This window comes from Acinetobacter sp. JADD-222, assembly GCF_049310645.1.
On record NZ_JBMOWI010000004.1, the window covers coordinates 30,083 to 52,568 of the forward strand.

Sequence of the window (22,486 nt, forward strand, 5' to 3'; positions counted from 1 at the left end):
CTTATTTCTATATAACAGTATTAAGCACGTTCAAGCAAAACAGCAACTGCTGGCAATGTTTTTCCTTCAACAAACTCAAGGAATGCACCACCACCTGTAGAAATATAACCAATTTGGTCAGCTACGTTATATTTATCAATCGCAGCTAATGTATCTCCACCACCAGCGATCGAGAATCCTTCCGATTGAGCAACCGCAAGAGAAAGCGCTTTCGTACCTTCACCAAATTGATCTACCTCAAATACGCCTACTGGACCATTCCAAAGGATCGTTTTTGATGTTGTTAAAATATCAGCAAATGCTTTAGCTGTTTCTGGACCAACGTCTAAAATCATATCATTTGCAGTCACATCTTCTACTTTCTTCACAACAGCTTGAGCTGCTGCTAAAGAACCTAAGAAATCTTCAAAATTAATTTGCGATGCATCAGCAACTACAACATCTGTAGGAAGTGGAACACTTACTTTAGCAGCAATTTGTTTAGCAGTTTCAACCAAGTCAGCTTCATATAATGATTTACCAACGTTAAAACCAGCAGCTGCTAAGAATGTATTTGCAATACCGCCACCAACGATCAGTTGATCACAGATACTAGAAAGTGAGTTTAAAACATCAAGTTTAGTTGAAACTTTAGAACCAGCAACAATTGCAACCATTGGTTTTTCTGGAGTTTGCATTGCACGGCCTAGTGCATCTAACTCAGCAGCCAACAAAGGACCAGCAGCAACTGGAGCGAAACGAGCTACACCTTCAGTAGATGCTTCTGCACGATGAGCAGTACCAAATGCATCCATAACAAACACGTCACATAAAGCAGCATATTTTTGAGCGAGCTCTGGATTATTTTTCTTTTCGCCATGGTTAAAGCGTACATTTTCAAGCAATACTACTTGACCAGCTTCAACCTCAACGCCTTCTAAATAATCTGTTAATAATTTAACTTCTTGACCCAATACTTCTGTTAAATAAGCAGCGACTGGTGCAAGTGATTGTTCTGGCTTTGGTTCACCTTCAACAGGACGACCTAGATGTGAACATACCATCACTGCTGCGCCTTTATCTAAAGCAGCTTTAATAGTTGGTAATGCTGCACGTAAGCGAGCATCGCTAGTAATCACACCATTTTTGACAGGAACGTTTAAATCTTCACGAATAAGGACACGTTTGCCTGTTAAGTTAAGGTCAGTCATACGCTGAAAATTCATGTAAAGCTCTCTTTATGATTTTAAAAACGCGCCAATTTTAAATGATTACATCAAAAAAGGTTAGTTTTTTTGCATAAAAGCTGTAGAAAGCCCCAGTTTTGATTATGATAGAGGTAGTTATTTGATATTTCACCCATTATGTCTATTCATCCAGATCCACAAATCAATCGCTTAAATGTTTTAGGGGAACCTTTAGCAAGTTGTTGCTTTGACCCTATTACAGGCTATTTTAGAAATGGTTTCTGCCACACAGCAGTAACAGACCTTGGTCAGCACACCGTATGTGCACAAATGACCGCTGATTTCTTAAATTTCTCTCAGAAAATTGGTAATGATCTTATTACCCCTTTGCCAGAAGTAGGTTTCCCTGGTCTGAAACCGGGTGATTTCTGGTGTATCTGCGTAACTCGCTGGGTAGAGGCTTATCAAGCGGGTGAAGCCCCTCCTATTAAAATACATGCATGTCATCAAGCTGTATTAAGCTATGTACCTTTAGATGTATTAATGGAATTTGCAGTGTAATGGTTCAGCCACAAATTATTTTGGCTTCGAGTAGTCAAACTCGCAAAGACTTAATGGACCGTCTTGGAATTAATTATATTTGTATTAGTCCCGATATTGATGAAAGTCCTCGCGATGAAACCCATGCCGATGAACTTGCAAAAAGGCTCGCTTTCACAAAAGCTCAGGTGATTGCTGAACAGAACCCATCAGCCATCGTTATTGGTTCAGATCAAGTTGCTTGGCGAGAACATGCTCCGCATGACTTTATTGGCAAACCGATGACTAGTGAAAATGCTAAAGCACAACTAGCAGATAATTCTGGTCGAACTGTTTTTTTTAGTACAGCGCTTAGCGTGCAATGGCTCGATAGAAACTTTGAACAAACGCTTGTTGAACATTATCAAGTTAAATTTCGAAACCTGAATCAAGCTGAAATTGAACGATACGTTTTATTAGATCAGCCACTACATTGCGCTGGCAGCTTTAAGTGCGAAAGTTTAGGAATTAGCTTGTTTGAAAAAATGATAGGCCAAGACCAGACTACACTTATGGGTCTTCCTATGATTCAACTTTGCCATATTTTAAGGCAACTTGATCTACAAATTCCTTAATTCTAGATATTTTATAAATAGGTTATTTCCATGACAGAACCTTTAACAGTTTTAGGCGGTATTACTGCCGAGCAATTTTTAGCAGAGTATTGGCAGAAAAAACCTTTACTGGTGCGTAACGGATTACCAGAAATTATAGGTCTTTTACAACCTCAGGATGTTCAAGAACTTGCCTTGGAAGAACATGCAAGTGCCAGACTGATTCGCCAAAAAGATAAAAATCCAAATGAATGGCACGTAAAGTCTTCACCTTTAACCAAAGGGGATTTTCAAAAGCTACCAAAATTATGGTCAATTTTAGTACAGGCAGTAGATCACTACTCTTTTGATCTTTCTGAACTTTGGAAAAAATTTCCTTTTATTCCTCAATGGCGCCGCGACGATATTATGGTGTCTTATGCACCTAAGGGTGGTTCAGTTGGGAAACATTTCGATTTTTATGATGTGTTTTTAGTTCAGGGTCATGGTCATCGTCGCTGGCAGCTAGGTCAAATGTGCGATGTAAATACTACATTTGTACCCAATCAACCATTAAAACTTTTGCCAGAAATAGATGTGCAATTTGATGAAGTTTTAGCACCAGGTGATTTACTCTATGTTCCACCTGGAATGGCACATTATGGGGTTGCCGAAGATGGCTGCTTAACTTTCTCATTTGGCTTTCGCATGCCAAACATTGCAGGAATGATGGAACGCATTAGCGATCAATTTTCAGCCAATACTTTACTTCAAAATCCTGTTATAGACATCGCACGCAAACAAATGAGTCAAATTGGTGAAATTAACTCAACTGAACTAAGCTATCTAAAAGACTTAGTTTTAGCTCAGTTGCAAGACTCTGCAGCACTTGATGCAGCAATCATGTCTTATATGAGCGAACCTAAATATCCAGATAATATTCCAGAACCTGATGAGATCGAAGCCGATGATCTTCAAGAGATCTTACATGAAGGTTATGAAGTTCTATTAGAACCTGCCTCTCGCCTACTTTATACAGAAAATAACGGAATTCTAAACTTCTGGGGAAATGGCGAAGCGCTATGTATAGCTGAAACTTTCGCACCAAAATTAAAAGCTATTGCTGATGGAGAAAGCTTAGCTTTCGATAGCGAATTTAATGAGCTTGAAATCCTTGAAAATGTTGCTTACTTACTCAATGAATCTATTTTGATGCTTTTGCCACCTTCAGAGTAAGAAACTTAATAAAAGTGGACTTTTCAAAGCAACGGGAAGTCCACTTTTAAATTGGCCGACAAACTCAAAAATAAATTTGTTTTTTGTTTACTAATTTTCCTTTTTAAATTTTAAAATCGACTTATCGCAAAAATATTGGAGTTAAAAGATTTTGGAAAAGGAAGTATAATTATTTAAATATATAGCCTAAAACTCTTTACCATTCACTTAAAAGTAAAACTTCAGCGTTTAAAAAAATAATATCTTTTTTCTATCAATAACAAACAATACCTTGTAAAATTAAATTATCTAGATTCTCATTGATAAAGATCACCGTTCAAGCTAATAGCAATTCATTTGTGAGAGGCTAAAATATGTCGAAAAAAGATGACATTATTAATACCGCATTAAGACTTTTTAACTCGTATAGCTATAATTCTATAGGTGTAGATCGCATCATTAATGAATCTGGCGTTGCAAAAATGACTTTCTATAAGCATTTTCCATCAAAAGAAAAATTAATTGAAGAGTGTCTACTTCTTCGAAATACGCTTCTACAAAACTCTCTTACTTCTGCCTTATCAAAACATGATGAGTTAGACCCTCTTGCGAGAATTAAAGCAGTATTTTTATGGTATTCCGACTGGTTTAATAGCGAAGATTTTAATGGCTGTATGTTTCAAAAAGCCTTGGAAGAGGTTTTAAAACAATATCCTTCAACACATCAACCTGCCACTTTGTATAAAGCTTGGTTGACCCAACTCATGCAAAATCTTCTTAACCAGTATGATGTAAAAGAGCCAGTTCCCCTATCTTTACTACTCGTTAATATTTTGGAAGGTATGACCATACAGGCTCAAGTCGAGCATGGTTCAATAAAAATTAATGATTACTGGACTCGAGTAGAAAAATTAATCGATTTCGAAAGAGCAGCATAAAAATAAAGCGTGATATTCTTCTTCTTATATTTAATGATTCTTCTTATGTATCACGCTGCGTCTGAAAGTCATTTTGGTTCACAATTAGACGTTTTTTTCGACCTTACTGAACCAAAATATACAGACCTGTCTGTACAAAACAGATTATATATTTAAAAAATAAAAACTCAATCCTTTTTTATGATTTGTCTCAAGATAAATTAGATTTAACTATTTATTGGATGCAAATTGGAATTATTTTAGGTTGACTTCGTTTCACTTATACTTAACAATTACACTTATAACACAAAGCAACATTTTAGACACAAAAGAAATACAAATAGTTGTTTTTAATTAGAAAGACTACTTATTTATCAATTCCCCTTATATTGCTTTTCAACAAAAACAATTGGATTGATTAGTTTTGCTACATTCATTTTCCTAAGATCAATCTATACTATGCCCGCTATATTGATATAGGTATAAAGTATGAAAGATGGACTCCAAATTGAAGAAATGAAAAATGCGGCTGATTCAGTCGTTGGAATTCTTAAATCTTTGGCTAATACAGATCGTTTATTAATTTTATGTCACTTAGCTTATGAGGAGTTAAATGTTTCTCAAATTGAAGAGAAAACCCAAATTACCCAGCCCACTCTTTCACAACAACTTATGATGCTACGCAAAAGTGATGTTGTATCAACCCGTCGTGATGGCAAGCAAATTTTTTATTCAATTAAGGATGACAATATGCATTCAATTTTAAATACGCTTCATCAGCTGTACTGTGCAAGTAAATAATATTTTTTAAATTATAAATTTATAATAATAGTAGTAACTTCCTGAAATATGCGATTTTTCAGCTTGAAAGCTTAGAGTCCAATCCAAGCACAAAGTTTTGAAAATTCGCGTAGCTTTTCTAAAAAGCTCAACCATATTTAACTTTTTGCCACCCTATTTTCTTTAGCCTATTCCATGCTTTCACAGCTTTTTGATATACCTAGTTTTTTAATGAGCAATTAACAAGCAAAACCACCAACTATAAAATTAAAAATATTAAATTAAGACCAATAAAAACAATTATTTAATATTACCATTAAGTATAAATACTTATAGGTGCTATAAAAAAGCTTAAGATTCACATCACTTAAGTATAAAATACTCCGCTTGTTCAACCTTTAGCCATGATTAGGTTAATAAGGCCTTTATATGCTTGCATTCTTTTCTCGATTAAGCTTAGTCACTAAGATTATTATCGCCATTATTCTAGGGATAGGCGTTGCATTACTATTTCCGAACGTTACGCCTTACTTAAGTTTATTTGGTGCGCTTTTCATTAAAGCCTTAAAGTCGGTTGCCCCTATTTTAGTTTTTGTATTGGTGCTTTCTTCTATTGCCAACTTCCAAGTGGGTCATAGCGCCAATTTACGCCCAGTTTTACTACTGTACGTTATAGGTATGTTGTTAGCCGCTTTTAGTGCTGTTATTGCAAGTTTATCTTTTCCAAGCACACTTTACCTCAACACGGTTTCTCATAATAATTTACAAGCGCCTGGTAGTCTCGCAGATATATTAAAAAACTTGCTTTTAAGCTTTATTGCGAACCCTGTTCAAGCAATTAGTGAAGCTAACTTTATTGGTATTTTAGCTTGGGCAATTGGCCTAGGTTTAGCTATGCGCCATAGTTCAGATACCACAAAACAAGTGATGCAAGATGTTTCACATGCTGTAAGTGCTATTATTCATAAAGTAATTGCTTTTGCACCAGTCGGTATTTTTGGATTGGTTGCAGTGACCTTTGCTGATGCTGGTCTTGCGACGCTTGAGAGCTATGCACACTTATTAGTGGTGTTATTAGGAACAATGTTATTTGTTGCCCTCGTAGTGAACCCTATTTTAGTAGGTTTAACTATCCGTGGTAATCCATATCCATTAGTTTTTAAATGTTTAAAAGAAAGTGGGATCACTGCATTCTTCACACGAAGCTCAGCAGCAAACATTCCAGTTAACTTGGATTTAGCAGAGCGTTTAGGTGTTAACCCGTCTACAGCTAGTGTGTCTATTCCTTTAGGCGCAACAGTAAATATGGCAGGTGCGGCAGTAACGATTACTGTACTTACATTAGCAACCGTCCATACGCTTGGCATTCATGTTGATTTAGCTACAATGGTTATTTTATCAGTTGTTGCGACTGTATCAGCTTGTGGTGCTTCTGGTGTTGCTGGCGGTTCTTTACTTCTGATTCCAGTAGCTTGTAGTTTATTTGGTATTTCATCAGAAGTAGCAATGCAAGTTGTGGCCGTTGGTATGATTATCAGTGTATTGCAAGACTCTACAGAAACAGCCCTTAACTCATCTACAGATGTATTATTTACCGCAGCTGTAGATATTCGCTCTAAGCAAGCGTCTTAAACAAAATGCCATTTCAACGTCTACCAAACTGGTTCCAACTTGGAGCCTTTTTGCTGGCATTTAATGCCGGAATGATAAATGTATTAGGGTTAATTACTCTTTTGCATCAATCTATTTCACATATGACTGGCAACGTTAGTATGCTGGCTATGAGTTTGGTAGAGTGGCAACCAGAACATATCATTTTTTTACTTCTGGTGATTATTTGTTATGTTTGCGGTTCATTTTATAGTGGTTTTATTTTAGGTAGCAGTCATTTTCGACTAGGTCGTCGTTATGGCTTACCTTTGAGCCTTGTTGCCTTATTCATTTTCCTTTGCTGGCTATTGCTTCCTTATTTTCCACGCTATGGATTATTATGGGCTTGTACGGCAATGGGGTTACAAAATGCGATGGTAAGCCACTACAAAGGAACGATTATTCGCACTACTCATCTATCTGGTGTGCTGACTGATATTGGTTTAGCACTTGGATATAAAGCCAGAGGCTTAATTGTAGAAAATCGACGTATTGTTTTACATTTACTTATTCTTGCTGGCTTCCTGCTGGGTGGAATTCTTGCCGCTTCAGTACATCCATATTTGAAACTACAATCATTTTTATTGCCAGCAATTTTAAGCTTAGCCTTAAGTATTTCTTACTGGATAGTTTATCTCTATAGTACTTCAACTTCACAAAAGGACTAAGACATGGTTAAAAATGCCTTACAAGCACAGCTATTAAAAGCTGGTTTAGTTGATAATAAAAAAGCAAAAAAATTAACAAAGCAAGCTCATCACGAACAACGTCTTGGACTAAGTAATGAAGCTGAAATCAAAGCAAATATTGAAAAAGCTCAACAAGAAAAGTTAGCGAAAGATCAGGCTTTAAATTTAGAAAAACAGAAACAGCTTGAAGAAAAAGCACTTAAAGCATCAATCATTCAGATGATTAAGCAGCACAAGATTACTGATTTTGCTGGGGATGTGGCTTATCAATTTATTGATGAAAATAAAATCAAAAAAGTGTATCTATCTCAGCAAGTTTATAATGCACTTGTTGCAGGTAGCCTAGTTATTGCTAAAGATCAAGATCAATACGCCTATCTTCCAAAAGCTTTAGGTGAAAAAATTGATCAAAAAATGCAAGGCTTCATTTTAATTAATAATGCTGAGAAAAACGAACAAGCCACTGATGAGGAAGATCCATATGCAGCATATGTTATTCCAGACGACCTAATGTGGTAATACAATACTTAGGCCTTTACGACCAAAATCTAAAGGCCTTTTCTAATATGTGTAGCTGTAATAATTTAACACATGTTCAAAATACTAAGAAAAAATACTTAAAGAATAAATTCCTTCACCCTTTATCTATTAATCTCGATATAATGAATAATACTTTTAGTCCTCGCGACGTTCTTGAAGATTTCTTCGAGTCTCCATTTTTGCGTCATGTATTAATTTAAGACGTACAACATTATCAGTTCATGTGTATTTGCATATATTCACAAGATCGAAACCCTAAGTGATATTGATCTAACTGACTTTTTGCAAATTAAATTGCAAAGATTTAATTAAGTGGCTTTTGTCTCAAAGGTAGTAATTCATGCTGAAGTGGTTTGAAAAACTTGTAGATCCCTACCCAACTAAAGGTTTAGATGAACCTTTACCGACTCGTTTTTTCCCATTTGTGTGGCAAGCTACGGAAGGCCTACGCCCTTATTTATTCTTACTCATTCTTTTTACAGCAGGTGCTGCAAGCTTTGAAGCCTTACTTTTTTCAAAGATTGGACAACTCGTAGACTGGTTAAGTAAAAGTCATCCGGAAAGCTTTTTAAGTCAGCATGCTACTGATTTACTCATTTTGATTGCGGTCTTATTTACCAACATCTTTTTTGTAAATATTCAATCTATTATCAAACATCAGATTTTATATAGCACCTTCCCAATGCGTTTGCGCTGGCGTTTCCATAATCTTTTATTGAAACAAAGCTTGGACTTTTTCCATAATGACTTTGCTGGACGACTTTCTGCCAAAGTTATGCAAACAGCATTAGCAATCCGTGAGTTCTGGATTATTTTGGGTGACATGTTGGCCTACGTCAGCATTTACTTTATTACGGTCAGCATTGTTCTTGGCGCAATTTCACCAATTTTACTTATTCCACTTTTAGTTTGGTTAAGTCTTTTTTTATTAAGCGCATGGTTCTTCATCCCCCGCTTAAGTAAAGTTTCCCAGCAACAAGCCGATGCTAGAGCGATCATGACTGGCCGTGTAACAGATGCATACACCAACATCCAAACGGTAAAACTATTTGCACATGCTGGTCGTGAAAGCCAATACGCAAAAGCATCTATGAAAGAGTTCATGACTACAGTCTATGCTCAAATGCGTTTAGGTACCCTCTTTGAAGTCAGCATCAATATGTTGTCTGCTGTTTTGTTTGTAGGTGTAATTGGTACTTCTGTTTGGCTATGGACCCAAGGTTTAGCAGCATTAGGTGTAATCGCAGCAACTACTGCAATGATTTTAAAACTTAATAGTATGGCTGAATTTATGATGTGGCATATGTCAGCCTTATTTGAAAATGTTGGAACCATTCAAGATGGTATGCAAACATTAGGTAAAAAAATCAATATTCAAGACAAACCAGATGCAAAACCACTTGCAGTGACCAAAGGTGAGATTGTATTTAAAGATGTAAGCTTTGCTTATAACAATAAAAATGTGATTGATCACTTCAACTTGCATATTAAAGCAGGCGAAAAAATAGGTATTGTGGGGCGTTCTGGCGCAGGAAAGTCGACGCTGATTCAGTTGCTTTTACATTTTTACCATCTTAAGCAAGGTGCTATTTTAATTGATGGCCAAAACATCGAAGATGTAACTCAAGATAGTTTAAGAGCTAATATTGCATTAGTTACTCAAGATACGTCTTTATTACATCGCTCAGTTGCAGAAAATATTAAATATGGTCGCCCTGATGCATCTGATACAGACATGGAGAATGCTGTAAATAAAGCCAAAGCTGCTGAATTTATTCCGCAATTGGTTGATTTAAAAGGATGTATTGGTTATAACGCTCAAGTAGGTGAACGTGGTGTTAAACTTTCTGGTGGTCAAAGACAGCGTATTGCCATTGCACGTGTATTCTTAAAAGATGCTCCTATTCTTATTTTAGATGAAGCAACTAGTGCATTAGACTCAGAAGTTGAAGCAGCAATCCAGTCAAGTTTAAATGACCTGATGGTTGATAAAACCGTTATTGCAATTGCACACCGTTTATCTACTATTGCACAAATGGACCGTTTAATCGTTCTTGATGAAGGTCGAATTGCTGAGCAAGGAACTCATGAAGAGTTAATTGCGCAAAATGGTATATACGCACAGTTATGGAAACGTCAAACAGGCGGTTTCCTAATTGAACAAAAAGTATTACAGGGTCAAGATTAATGCTTTATTTAGAAGATTTGAAAATTGGTGATCGTTTCATTAGCCGTGAATATGAAATTACCTTAGATGAAATCAAAAAATTCGCAAGCTCCTATGACCCTCAACCCTTCCATATAGATGAAGAACAAGCTAAGCACGATCCAATTTTTCAAGGAATTGCTGCTAGCGGTTGGCATACTTCTGCAATTACTATGCGGTTATGGACAGAATGTATGCCGATTCATGGCGGCCTGATTGGTTCAGAATCTAGCTTACGGTGGCCACGCCCCACTCGGCCAGGCGATAAAATTCATGTGGAAGCAGAAATTTCAGCGATCACACCATCCAAAACAAAATTAGATCGTGGTATTGTAAGTTACGTTACGCAAGCCTTAAATCAAAATGGCGACGTATTACTTATTTCAACAACAAAAATTGTTGTCTTTAAAAAGAATGTTTAAAACATGGTTGATATGATTGTCTAACAGTTTTTATAAACTCAGATTATATTTCATGACAAGATGTGTAAGAAATGCATGTGACAAATTGATGAGAGCAATGGAACGCATATGAAAATTACCTCAGCTCGTCAAGATCAAGGTATTCCGGGTGTCTATGGCTTATTGCTATTAGATGTTGTTTCGCGTTGGGGATATAACGATGAAACATTATTTGCTCCATTTCATCTTACTAGTGAGCAACTCGCCGATCCTGATTATCGTATTTCTACACCTGTAGCAAATGAACTAGTTAAACACGCGCTTAATTTAACTGGTGAAACCACGTTGGGGTACCATCTTGGTACTCAAATGCGTATTTCGATTCATGGCTTCATTGGCTATGCGATTATGACAGCCAAAGATATTACAGAAGCAATTGCCCTTGCAGCACGCTTTATTCAACTACGTCTACCTTTTTTACAACTCTATTTTTCAACGTTTGGGCCAAAAGCTACCCTACAATTACAGTGTGACATCGAACTTGAACCTCTACGGACAGAAATCGTTTTAGGTTTGACCATTGGTATCATGAGTATGGCTAAAGCGATTACGGGTATCGAAGATTTAGCTGGTGATGTAGATTTGGACTTTCCTGAACCAGAAGGCTTTGACAAATATAGAAATAAACTAAGCAGCACAATTCGCTTTAACCAACCCCATTTAATTTCAAGTTTTGATAAAAAATATTTAGGAATTAAATTGGTTAATGCTGACCCTATCGCAAGTCAAGTTGCTATTAATCAGTGCGAAGCTGAACTATCCGCTTTAGGTGAACGCCGTCGTTTAGCAATGCGAGTTCGTGATATTTTAAGTAATTCTGAACAACATTATTTAAGCATCGAAAATGTAGCTGAATGTCTACATATGTCTGATCGAACGCTCAAACGTCAATTAGCAGCGGAAGGAACATCATTTTCAACTTTAGTTGATGAAGTACGCTATCGCCACGCAACATCTTTACTTTCACGTACAGATTATAGTCTTGAACAAATTGCTGATGAACTTGGCTATTCGGACGTTGCAAACTTTAGCCGTGCTTTTAAACGCTGGAGCGGCCGCAGTCCGAGCAACTGGCGTAAAGACCCATACTTATAATCTTTAAAACTATTGGACACAAGCTTAAGGAGTTACCATGAATCATCCTTCTGAACTGAAGTATGCACATACACATGAGTGGGTAAAGATTGAGGGTGATCTTGTTATTACAGGGATTACCGATCATGCACAAGATGAACTTGGCGATTTGGTTTACGTTGAAACTCCAGAAGTTGGGAGTAAAGTTACTGCTGGCGAACAAGCTGGTGTGGTTGAATCAGTAAAAACTGCTTCTGACATCCATGCTCCTGTTTCAGGCACTGTAGTAGAAGTAAATACTGACCTTGAAGATGATCCTGATTTTGTAAATGACGATCCATATGGAAAAGGCTGGATTTATAAAATCAAACCAGACAACATTGCAGATGTTGAAAAACTTTTAACAAATGCAGAATATGAAGCTGGCTTATAAAAGATAGCTATAGCTTTTCATATTTAATAAAAACCAGTTTAGTCTTAAACTGGTTTTTTCTTTATCTATTCAAAATCTATTCAAATTCAGTTTTACGAATCGGTGACTTCTATGACAAAACTTGTTGTATTTTCTGGCGCTGGCATGAGTGCCGAAAGTGGAATTAGCACTTTTCGTGACAGCAATGGTTTATGGGAAAATTACGACGTCCAACAAGTTGCCACACCTGAAGCATGGCAAAAGAACCCTGCTCTAGTTCAACGCTTTTATAATGAGCGACGTAAAAATATTTTAGAGGCTCAACCTAACGAAGCTCATCAATATATTGCCAAACTACAAGACTACTTTGACGTACAAGTGATTACTCAAAATATTGATGATTTACATGAACGGGCTGGGAGTTCTAACGTTTTACATTTGCATGGAAACATTCGTTTAGCGAAAAGCTCTGGGCCGAATGCACAATTTACAACACAGTTTTACGATATTAATGGCTGGAAGCTAGATTTAGAACAAGACTTTTGCCCAGATGGCTATCCCCTGCGTCCACATGTAGTCTGGTTCGGTGAAGCTGTACCCGCTTATGAAGAAGCAATTCAATTAGTACAAAGTGCAGATATTTTTATTGTGATCGGCTCGACATTAAGCGTATATCCTGTTGCGGCTTTAGTTCATGAAACTTCAAATCAATGTAAAGCCTACTATATAGATCCAAATGCAGATCATCTGCGTGTTCCTCATCAATATGAATTATTAAAAATGTCAGCGTCTCAAGGAATGCATAGACTTTTTGAAAATTTAATCAGCTAATTGCTATTTTTAGACACTAAATAAGCCTAACTTGAAAAAAAAAATTATTAATTGAACAAAAAATTGTCGATTTTTTTAACTTTATTCTAAATTTCTATAAATTTTTTTTGGCCAATAGCCTATTTGTAACTCTATATTGATTTAGTTTTTTTCATAAGGGCATTTTTTTACTGAAAAAATTTAAAAAAATAAATATTAAAAAATTATAAGTTAATGATTAATATTATAATTTTATATCTCTAAAATCAATTTATTTAAAGTTACACAATGATACAAAAGTACAATATAAAAATAACAGTGCAAAAAAAATCTTTTGTGGTTGAATCTCAACCTCTTGGATGCCGTACAAGAAAACAGCGACCTGGATTAGGTTACAATCACGGATTATGGATATAAGGACACACATCCATTATGAGTTATTTTGATCCCACCCTCATCATGTTTATGGTGTACATCGTAGCAATGGTTCTTATTGGCTTATTTGCCTACCGTGCTACAAGCGACTTCTCAGATTATATTCTCGGTGGTCGTAGTTTAGGCAGTTTCGTAACTGCATTATCCGCAGGCGCATCAGACATGAGTGGTTGGCTGCTCATGGGTTTACCGGGCGCAATTTATCTTTCTGGTTTATCTGAAGCGTGGATTGCAATTGGTCTCATTATCGGTGCTTGGCTTAACTGGCTACTGGTTGCTGGTCGATTACGCGTTCATACTGAAATCCAAAATAATGCACTGACTTTGCCAGATTATTTTACAAGCCGTTTTGATGATCAGAAAAAAGTACTTCGTATTTTCTCTGCCGTTATCATCTTGGTTTTCTTTGCAATTTACTGTGCTTCAGGCATGGTAGCAGGTGCCCGTCTATTTGAAAATTTATTCGGAATGTCTTACAACACGGCTATTTGGCTCAGTGCTATCGCGACCATCAGTTATGTTTGTATTGGTGGATTCTTAGCAATTAGCTGGACCGATACGTTCCAAGCTGGCTTAATGATTTTTGCTCTGTTGTTAACACCAATTGTGACTTACCTTGCAATTGGCGATACGACTCATTTCGTTACGCTCATTGAAACTGCTCGCCCGCATGCGTTTAACATCATCTCAGATTTGAGTGTTGTGGCGGTTCTCTCCTCCATGGCATGGGGCTTAGGTTACTTTGGCCAGCCACATATTCTTGTGCGCTTCATGGCTGCTGACTCTGTAAAATCAATCCCTGCTGCTCGTCGTATTGGCATGACGTGGATGATTTTATGCTTAATCGGTGCTGTAGGTGCCGGTTTCTTCGGTATTGCTTATTTTGAACAACACCCTGAATTAGCAGCAGTTGTGAGCAAAAACCCTGAAACAGTATTCATGGAATTGACTAAAATTTTATTCAATCCATGGATTGTAGGTATCATTCTGGCTGCGATTTTAGCTGCTGTGATGAGTACATTGAGTTGCCAGCTTTTGGTATGTTCGAGTGCATTAACAGAAGATTTATACAAAGGTTTCATTCGTAAGAACGCTTCTCAGAAAGAACTTGTATGGGTTGGGCGTGTTATGGTTCTTGCCATTGCTCTTCTCGCAATTTTTCTTGCAGGCAACCCTGATAGCAAGGTTCTTGGCCTTGTTGCTTATGCATGGGCTGGTTTCGGTGCTGCATTTGGTCCGCTTATCATCTTGTCACTATTCTGGAAACGTATGAATTTACAAGGTGCTTTAGCAGGTATGATCGTTGGTGCAGTTGTAGTGATTGGCTGGAAAAATCTTTTCGCAGACACTGGTGTTTACGAAATTATCCCAGGCTTTATCCTTGCATTTATCAGCATCATTGTAGTGAGTCTCTTAACTAAAGCGCCAAATACGACAGTAACTGGCCGCTTTGAAAAAGCAGATGAACTCTACAAAGAAAGTGTATAAGTTATTGAAATAAATCAAAGGGGCTTCGGCCCCTTTATTTATTTTTAGTTTTGATTTTAATTTTTGAAGTATCTTTTACAACTTGCATGACAGGATAACTACGAGTCTCTTTGACCCCTGGTAATTGCCACAGTACCTGCCCTGCAATTCGTCTAAACTCTTCCATGCTGCCACTTCGTAATTTAATTAAAAAATCAAACCCACCACTCACCATATGGCATTCAACAATTTCAGGATAGTGAACAACAGCATCAATAAACTCATCTAAAACATTGGGTGTAGTCTTATCTAATAGCACCTCTACGAACACCAAAAAATTTGCGTTTAACTTGATTGGATTCAATTTTGCTTCATATCCCAAAATAAAATCATCCTTTGTCAACTTCTGCACTCGAGCCATAACAGCAGTTGGCGACAAGTTAACAAGTTCGGCTAATTTACTATTAGAAATTCGCCCATCTGTTTGAAGAATATCCAAAATTTTTAAATCAGTACGGTCAAGACTTAATATCGGGCTATTCATCTGAATTTTCCTCTAAAAAATGGGCTAAATATAGTGAGTTATTCGGTGTTTCTTCTGTAATGATAAATTATCTAAACCTCTCTACTCAAGAAGGGAGTATGAGAGTTGCTTGGCGGAAACTGATATGAACACAATGGATACTTTTCATCAAATGGATAAATCTCACCAAGGCTATATCACCGAATTTAACGATAAAAGTGAGTTTGAACAACGCATTAATACAGCTTGGCGACGTGCTGAACCAGAAGCTGTAGAAGAGCTATTACAAGCTGCTGCGGTATCTGATGATTTAGATCATAAAATTTATGACCTTGCTTTTAATCTTGCCAATAATTTACGTGAACGTAAGACCTCTTCGGGCAAAGCAGGTATTGTTCAAGGGTTATTACAAGAATTCTCTCTTTCTTCACAAGAAGGCGTGGCGCTCATGTGTCTAGCCGAAGCTTTGCTTCGTATTCCAGACTCAGCAACACGTGATTTGCTTATTCGAGATAAAATCAATCAAGGTAACTGGAAAGAACACGTTGGCCAAAGCAGCTTAATGTTTGTAAATGCTGCAGCATGGGGTCTCATGTTAACTGGTAAGCTGATGGAAACCCCTAAGCAAACTAGTCTTTCAAGTGTACTTACTGGCCTTTTAGCACGCAGTGGACGTGGCATCATTCGTAAAGCTGTTGACGTTGCAATGCGTATGATGGGTGAACAGTTTGTAACTGGTGAAACCATTGAAGAAGCTGTAGATCATGCGAAAGTACTCGAAGACAAAGGTTTCCGCTATTCTTACGATATGTTAGGTGAAGCAGCCTTAACCGAACATGATGCTGAACGCTACTTTAACGATTATACGCAAGCCATTCATGCAATTGGTAAAGCATCTAATGGTAAAGGTGTTTATGATGGTCCGGGTATTTCAATTAAGCTTTCTGCTTTACACCCTCGCTATCAACGCGCGCAAATTGAACGTGTTCATCAAGAACTTTACGGCAAAGTATTTGAACTCGCTCGTTTGGCTAAAAAGTACAATATTGGCTTAAATATCGATGCTGAAGAATCAGAACGTTTAGAAATTTCTCTTGAGTTACTAGAACGTCTTTGCTTCGAGCCAGAACTTGCAAACTGGAAAGGTATTGGCTTCGTTATTCAAGCTTACCAAAAACGCTGTTTCTTCGTAGTTGATTATATTATTGACCTTGCTAAACGCAGCCAAAAGCGTCTCATGATTCGTCTTGTGAAAGGTGCATATTGGGATAGCGAAATTAAGAAAGCGCAAATCGAAGGTATGGATGACTACCCTGTCTTTACCCGTAAAGTACATACCGATTTATCTTATATCGCGTGTGCTAAAAAACTACTTGCAGCACCTGATTTCATCTATCCGCAATTTGCAACTCATAATGCTCAAACATTGGCAACGATCTATCATTTAGCGGATCCGAGCAAATATTATGCTGGTCAATATGAATTCCAATGCTTACATGGCATGGGCGAACCGCTTTATGAACAAGTTGTTGGTCCACGTGAGCAAAATAAATTAGGTGTACCATGCCGTATTTATGCACCCGTTGGTAACCATGAAACGTTGTTAGCTTATTTAGTACGTCGTTTACTCGAAAATGGTGCGAATACTTCATTCGTTAACCGTATTGCCGATAAGACACTTAAAGTTGAAGATCTTATCCAGTCTCCAATTTATGATATTCGTCATGCAGCTAAGCTTGAAGGTTCAGTTGGTTTAAAACATCCATCAATTCCTCTACCTTTAGATATGTACGGAACACTTCGTAAAAACTCTAAAGGTTATGACTTAGCAAATGACACCCCACTTGCAGCTTTAGATAGCACAGCTCAAGAATTACATAATCGTATTTGGCAAAGTCATCCATTATTGGCAAATAACGAGTCGTTAGAGCAAGGGCATTCTGTTGCAATTACAAACCCAGCACAAAATGATGAAATTGTTGGTTATGTGCAAGAAGCTGATCTTAAGCATGTTGAAATTGCGCTTAATGCAGCTGAACAAGCTCAATCAGAATGGTCAAATACGCCTAAACAACAGCGTGCTCAATACTTAAAATGTGCAGCTGACCTAATGGAAAGTCGCATTCAAGAATTGATGGTTTTACTTTGCCGTGAAAGCGGGAAAACTTATGCCAATGCCATTGCAGAAGTTCGTGAAGCTGTAGATTTCCTACGTTACTACGCAACTCAAGTTGAGAATCTTCCTGCAAATACAGCTATTCAACCTTTAGGTACTGTACTTTGTATTAGCCCGTGGAACTTCCCTCTTGCAATTTTCTCTGGTCAAATTGCTGCAGCATTAGTCAGTGGTAACTGCGTTATTGCTAAACCTGCTGAACAAACCCCATTAATCGCAGCTCAAGCAGTTCAGATTTTATGGGAAGCTGGTATTCCACATGGTGCTGTACAGCTACTTCCTGGCCGCGGTGAAACAGTAGGTGCTCAGCTTAGCCAAGATAGTCGTATTGATGGCATCATGTTTACTGGTTCGACTGAAGTTGCAAAAATTTTACAGAAAACCGTTGCGAAACGTTTATCCGAAAATGGTCAATCTATTCCTCTGATTGCAGAGACTGGCGGTCAAAACGCAATGATTGTGGACTCATCAGCATTAACTGAACAAGTCGTACTTGATGTTGTAAGTTCTGCTTTTGATAGCGCGGGTCAGCGTTGCTCTGCTTTACGTATTTTATGTGTACAAGAAGACAGTGCTGCAACCGTTATTAAAATGCTTAAAGGTGCAATGCAGCAGTTGATTGTAGGTAACCCTGCGATTTTAAAAACTGACATTGGTCCTGTTATTGATGACGAAGCAAAACAGACGATTGATCAACACATCCAAAAAATGAAGTCGAAAGGCTATCCAGTACATCAGTTGATGTTTGGTTCAAAAAGCCAGAATGAACTGGATAAAGGAACCTTTGTTGTACCAACAGCAATTGAACTCCCTAACCTTGATGACTTGCAACGCGAAGTCTTTGGTCCAGTTTTACACATCATTACCTATAAGTATGGTGAGCTTGAGCAGTTGATCTCACGCATTAATGCCAAAGGTTATGGTTTAACAATGGGTCTACATACCCGTATTGATGAAACCATCCAAACAGTCATTCAACATGCAGAAGTGGGTAACCTTTATATCAACCGCAATATTGTTGGTGCTGTCGTTGGTGTACAACCATTCGGTGGTGAAGGTTTATCTGGTACAGGCCCGAAAGCTGGTGGTCCGCTTTACATGTATCGCTTGATGCAGCAGTGTTCAAACAAAGTATTGGCAACACCATTTGCTATGAAGAATGAGCAAACTGCTTTTGAAGGCTTTAACCGTGAGGTTTATCAGAGCTTACAAAATTGGGCGAAACAGCATTTACCGCAAGCAAATCTTGATATCGAACCATTTGGTGTTGGTAAATTCTATGAGTTACAAGGCCCTACTGGGGAAAGTAACCAATATATTATTTTGCCACGTCATCGTGTTCTTTCTATCGCTGACACAGAACAGAATCAGTTGCATCAATTGCTCGCAATTTTTGCAGTAGGTAGCCAAGCAGCAGTAATGCCAAATAGCCCATTATTGGCAAAATACAAACAAACTTTGCCAAAAGATGTACTTGCAGCAATTACTACGGTTAAAAATATCGCATCAGATGATTTTGATGCAGTTTTACATCATGGTAACCGTGAAGAGATCTTCTCATTACAGCAAGAGATTGCTACTCGTTCTGGTGCAATTGTTGGTATTACCCATGTTGAGCCGAATGAAACTATTCCACTTGAGCGTTTAGTGATTGAACGTGCAATTAGTGTGAATACAGCTGCGGCTGGTGGTAACGCAAGCTTAATGACAATGACTGATTAATACCTAAGTTTCTAAAAAGCCCAAATCTCAGTATTTGGGCTTTTTTATTTAATCGAGTAATCTATTCTTAAATATATAAACTTTATCAATTCGAGATTCGAATAATGGTCTTTTTAGAAACAGAACAATATCAACAAAGATGCGCTCAGCTTTTTAATTCATATCAAAAAGATATTTCCACACTTCTACCATTTGCCAAAATTGAGCATATTGGTTCATCTGCAATACCGAATGCAATTTCAAAAGGTGATTTAGATATTTATATTGAAGTTATGTCTGAGCAATTTGAATTCGCAATAGAACAATTAAAAACACTTAATTTTATCGAAAAACAAAATACATTAAGAACACAGGAGCTTTGTATGCTCGAGTCACTCAACGACGATGACGTTGCTTTTCAAATTGTAGTATCAGGTTCAATATTCACTTTTTTCTTAGCCTTTAAAAACAAGCTTATAGAGTCACCCACATTGGTCAATGAATATAATCAATTAAAATTACAGTGTAGCCATTTAGATCCCGATCAATATAGAGCAATAAAAGCAGATTTTATTAATCGCGTTTTAAATCATCTCTAGTTTAGGTACCTCTTTTCTCTTATGCATATCTGGTTAAAATTGGCTCCTGTAAGTTCAATTTTTTTGATACCATTCACTATTTGATTCTGTCTAAATTTTCTTTGTCTATGACCTCTTCTTATCGTCAACAACTTCAAGCTAAAATTGAACGCATTACTACTCAATTTTCTGAATTTACACCACCTACATTAGAAGTGTTTGAATCACCTGAACAACATTTCCGTATGCGTGCTGAATTTCGTATCTGGCATACAGAAAATGATATGTTCTATGCCATGTTTGAGCGTAACGATGACGATAAGCAAAAAACCGTTGTACGCATTGATGAGTTTCCAATTGCAGATCAAAGCATCAATGATTTAATGCCAAAACTCTTGGAAGAACTTAAGGCTGAGCCTAAGCTTTCTAATCGTTTATTTGAAGCTGATTTCCTCGCAACACTTAGCGGAGAAATGTTGGTTACCCTCATTTATCACCGTAAACTGGATCAAGAATGGGAACAAGCCGCTAAAGCGCTTGCCGATAAATTAGATATTAAGATTATGGGCCGTAGTCGTGGCCAGAAAATTGTTATTGGCGATGATTTCGTCGTTGAAGAATTCGAACTTTTAAATCGTTCATTTAAATACAAGCAAATCGAAAGTAGCTTTACCCAGCCTAATGCACAAGTTTGCAAAAAAATGCTTCAATGGGCATGTGATGCAGCTGAGGGATCAAAGAAACACTTGTTAGAACTCTATTGTGGTAATGGTAATTTTACACTTCCGCTCTCTTTAAAGTTCGAACGAGTATTGGCTACCGAACTTGCAAAATCCTCTGTTTATGCTGCTCAATGGAATATTGAACAAAATCAAATTGATAATATTCAAGTAGCACGCCTATCGGCTGAAGAGTTTACTCAAGCTTATCAAGGTGAGCGCGAATTCCGCCGTCTACAAGAAGTGAATATTGATATTCAGAGCTATGACTTTGACACCGTATTTGTAGATCCACCACGTGCAGGAATTGATGATGAGACTTTAAAACTTCTACAAGGTTTTGAACGTATCATCTACATTTCATGTAACCCTGACACGTTATATGAAAATTTAAAAACGCTCAGTCAAACTCATCGAGTGACTAAATTCGCCTTATTTGATCAGTTCCCTTATACACATCATGTAGAGTCTGGTGTTTTACTTGAGAAGATTTAAACAAAATCTTTCATTGTAAATTTTAAAATAAGGAGGTTATATACCTCCTTATTTTTTAAAGTTTTATTATTTAAGTATTTAAATTTTCAAAAAATATCAAGTCATCTGTGTGTCATAATTTCGTTTAACTCAAGCATTCCCATCGAAAATTCTCGAGTTCAAGTGGTGGATTTATCACTTATAGAGTCTTGTATTTTATTTTAAATTGGCTATATTTCGAGCTATGTTAGGTTGTATATGAAGGCTCTATGAGTTTTTGGCAAAAGCTGTTCTTGGCAGATCAACAGCATAACGAGCATAAAAACCAAACTGCTTGTGTTGAAAATGACTGCTCATGTAAAACTAATGAACAACTTCTAAGTGCACTTGCACAAGCAACAGATGAAGATGTCATTAAGGGAATTAAAAAAGTTCTTATTTCCCGTGGTTATAGCCGAAAAGAGTTAAATGAACTCACTCAAAAACCGTCTATTCATTAATTAAAAAGCCAGTCTTGTACTGGCTTTTTTATATTTCACTTTACTGCACAATTGGACTCATCCACCCAACCGACCATTGGTCCCATTTGAAATTGCTGATCATTCCGATTGTTCTTTTGCATATATAAACTAGAAATAGAGCCATCGAGATATAAGGCCTGCTCTACTTTAAGATTTCTTTGAAAAAACTTGGCAAAATTGTAAAAACTCACACGATTCTTAGATATTACAAAGTAGAGTTTATTATCTCGAATACCAACTCCATTACGAATTTTCTTTGATTGAGAGTCTGGTAAAAAAAGGGAATTTATCTTTCCTTCAATAACTAACATTGGCCCAGATTGGGTTGCATAATCAACTTTCAAATTTTGTAGGCTATATTGTTGCATAGTTAAAACAAAGGCCTGTTTTTTATTCCAAGCTACTACCCCATTCGGCTGTAAAAAGAAATTTCCCAATCCTTTATGCTCATTTAAGGGCTGAACTACCTTAGCTCGTTCAATATACAACCCTACTGGAGAAAATCCTAAATGAAACATCCCCGCATTCATTGCAAAGCTAAGCTGCTCACACTGCTTTAATTGTTCATTAATATTGTTAAAGCTTTTATAGTATTGCTGATTATTAGGATTCTTTAAAAACAAGCGTAATGCTTTAAAATCGCTGATCGAGATCACATCGTATTGGTCACCTTCCACCGTTTTAATCTGCTGATGCGCTATAGCATATGCAGTCTGAAACAAAAGCCCATACAAAGCGAAGCATCCGAAGACCCATTTCATTTAACATCACCTGACATGACATTTTCCCTTCATATTAAGTTCTTAAATTATATACAAGAAATATGAATAGATTGGATATGCATCAAATTCCTTCATTCG

At 37.1% G+C, this 22,486-nt stretch carries 21 protein-coding genes; 18 read left to right on the forward strand and 3 right to left on the reverse strand.

Going from position 1 to position 22,486, the window contains the following annotated elements; translation table 11 throughout:
- Positions 1-20: 20 nt before the first annotated feature.
- On the reverse strand, positions 21-1,205 hold the full coding sequence (locus ACO6UW_RS05145; protein ID WP_057062354.1) for a phosphoglycerate kinase: 1,185 nt from the start codon (positions 1,203-1,205) through the stop codon (positions 21-23).
- Between the two features lie 138 nt (positions 1,206-1,343).
- Here ACO6UW_RS05145 and ACO6UW_RS05150 point away from each other — a divergent pair, with 138 nt between their 5' ends.
- From ACO6UW_RS05150 to putP, 14 genes are all read left to right on the forward strand, one after another.
- Entirely contained in the window at positions 1,344-1,727 is a 384-nt protein-coding gene (locus tag ACO6UW_RS05150; RefSeq protein WP_057062355.1) for a DUF2237 family protein, read from the forward strand.
- Positions 1,727-2,320, forward strand: a complete 594-nt coding sequence (locus ACO6UW_RS05155; protein WP_057062356.1) for a Maf family protein — start codon at positions 1,727-1,729, stop codon at positions 2,318-2,320. The genes ACO6UW_RS05150 and ACO6UW_RS05155 overlap by 1 nt, the downstream gene beginning before the upstream one ends.
- Before the next feature lie 30 nt (positions 2,321-2,350).
- Positions 2,351-3,514 carry a cupin domain-containing protein gene (locus ACO6UW_RS05160; protein WP_057062357.1) on the forward strand — a complete coding sequence of 388 codons (1,164 nt, stop codon included), beginning with the start codon at positions 2,351-2,353 and terminating at the stop codon, positions 3,512-3,514.
- Positions 3,515-3,867: 353 nt separating this feature from the next.
- The gene (locus ACO6UW_RS05165) at positions 3,868-4,431 is read left to right on the forward strand and encodes a TetR/AcrR family transcriptional regulator (RefSeq protein WP_002121343.1); all 564 of its coding nucleotides are present in this window, start codon (positions 3,868-3,870) and stop codon (positions 4,429-4,431) included.
- A 468-nt stretch (positions 4,432-4,899) separates the two neighbouring features.
- Positions 4,900-5,211: an ArsR/SmtB family transcription factor gene (locus ACO6UW_RS05170; protein WP_002121379.1), complete on the forward strand. Its 312-nt coding sequence runs from the start codon at positions 4,900-4,902 to the stop codon at positions 5,209-5,211.
- A gap of 408 nt (positions 5,212-5,619) precedes the next feature.
- Positions 5,620-6,822: a serine/threonine transporter SstT gene (sstT, locus tag ACO6UW_RS05175; RefSeq protein WP_422406546.1), complete on the forward strand. Its 1,203-nt coding sequence runs from the start codon at positions 5,620-5,622 to the stop codon at positions 6,820-6,822.
- 5 nt (positions 6,823-6,827) lie between these two features.
- On the forward strand, positions 6,828-7,508 hold the full coding sequence (locus ACO6UW_RS05180; RefSeq protein ID WP_002121399.1) for a YoaK family protein: 681 nt from the start codon (positions 6,828-6,830) through the stop codon (positions 7,506-7,508).
- A 3-nt stretch (positions 7,509-7,511) separates the two neighbouring features.
- Positions 7,512-8,048, forward strand: coding sequence for a DUF2058 domain-containing protein (locus ACO6UW_RS05185; protein WP_002121466.1), 537 nt, complete (start codon positions 7,512-7,514; stop codon positions 8,046-8,048).
- A 361-nt stretch (positions 8,049-8,409) separates the two neighbouring features.
- The gene (locus tag ACO6UW_RS05190) at positions 8,410-10,257 is read left to right on the forward strand and encodes an ABC transporter ATP-binding protein (protein WP_057062358.1); all 1,848 of its coding nucleotides are present in this window, start codon (positions 8,410-8,412) and stop codon (positions 10,255-10,257) included.
- Positions 10,257-10,697, forward strand: coding sequence for a MaoC family dehydratase (locus ACO6UW_RS05195; RefSeq protein ID WP_002121358.1), 441 nt, complete (start codon positions 10,257-10,259; stop codon positions 10,695-10,697). Before ACO6UW_RS05190 ends, ACO6UW_RS05195 begins: the two co-directional genes overlap by 1 nt.
- A gap of 108 nt (positions 10,698-10,805) precedes the next feature.
- Entirely contained in the window at positions 10,806-11,831 is a 1,026-nt protein-coding gene (locus ACO6UW_RS05200; RefSeq protein ID WP_004792780.1) for an AraC family transcriptional regulator, read from the forward strand.
- A gap of 37 nt (positions 11,832-11,868) precedes the next feature.
- Positions 11,869-12,243 (forward strand): glycine cleavage system protein GcvH, encoded by a 375-nt coding sequence (gene gcvH / locus ACO6UW_RS05205; protein WP_057062359.1) that lies wholly within the window; start codon positions 11,869-11,871, stop codon positions 12,241-12,243.
- A 102-nt stretch (positions 12,244-12,345) separates the two neighbouring features.
- Positions 12,346-13,053 (forward strand): SIR2 family NAD-dependent protein deacylase, encoded by a 708-nt coding sequence (locus tag ACO6UW_RS05210; protein ID WP_081037711.1) that lies wholly within the window; start codon positions 12,346-12,348, stop codon positions 13,051-13,053.
- 411 nt (positions 13,054-13,464) lie between these two features.
- Positions 13,465-14,955 (forward strand): sodium/proline symporter PutP, encoded by a 1,491-nt coding sequence (putP, locus tag ACO6UW_RS05215; RefSeq protein ID WP_057062008.1) that lies wholly within the window; start codon positions 13,465-13,467, stop codon positions 14,953-14,955.
- A gap of 34 nt (positions 14,956-14,989) precedes the next feature.
- On the opposite strand, the gene ACO6UW_RS05220 is transcribed toward putP, so the two are convergent.
- The gene (locus ACO6UW_RS05220; protein WP_057062007.1) at positions 14,990-15,478 is read right to left on the reverse strand and encodes an Lrp/AsnC ligand binding domain-containing protein; all 489 of its coding nucleotides are present in this window, start codon (positions 15,476-15,478) and stop codon (positions 14,990-14,992) included.
- 124 nt (positions 15,479-15,602) lie between these two features.
- On the opposite strand from ACO6UW_RS05220, the gene putA reads away from it, so the two are divergent.
- From putA to ACO6UW_RS05240, 4 genes are all read left to right on the forward strand, one after another.
- On the forward strand, positions 15,603-19,355 hold the full coding sequence (gene putA / locus ACO6UW_RS05225) for a trifunctional transcriptional regulator/proline dehydrogenase/L-glutamate gamma-semialdehyde dehydrogenase (RefSeq protein WP_057062006.1): 3,753 nt from the start codon (positions 15,603-15,605) through the stop codon (positions 19,353-19,355).
- Positions 19,356-19,459: 104 nt separating this feature from the next.
- Positions 19,460-19,933, forward strand: coding sequence for a GrpB family protein (locus ACO6UW_RS05230; RefSeq protein WP_057062005.1), 474 nt, complete (start codon positions 19,460-19,462; stop codon positions 19,931-19,933).
- 107 nt (positions 19,934-20,040) lie between these two features.
- On the forward strand, positions 20,041-21,126 hold the full coding sequence (gene trmA, locus ACO6UW_RS05235) for a tRNA (uridine(54)-C5)-methyltransferase TrmA (protein WP_057062004.1): 1,086 nt from the start codon (positions 20,041-20,043) through the stop codon (positions 21,124-21,126).
- Positions 21,127-21,374: 248 nt separating this feature from the next.
- Positions 21,375-21,605 carry a hypothetical protein gene (locus tag ACO6UW_RS05240; protein ID WP_000011679.1) on the forward strand — a complete coding sequence of 77 codons (231 nt, stop codon included), beginning with the start codon at positions 21,375-21,377 and terminating at the stop codon, positions 21,603-21,605.
- A 35-nt stretch (positions 21,606-21,640) separates the two neighbouring features.
- Here ACO6UW_RS05240 and ACO6UW_RS05245 read toward each other — a convergent pair whose 3' ends face one another.
- A complete protein-coding gene (locus tag ACO6UW_RS05245; RefSeq protein WP_057062003.1) occupies positions 21,641-22,387 on the reverse strand; it encodes a phosphodiester glycosidase family protein in 747 nt (248 codons plus the stop codon).
- Between the last annotated feature and the right edge of the window lie 99 nt (positions 22,388-22,486).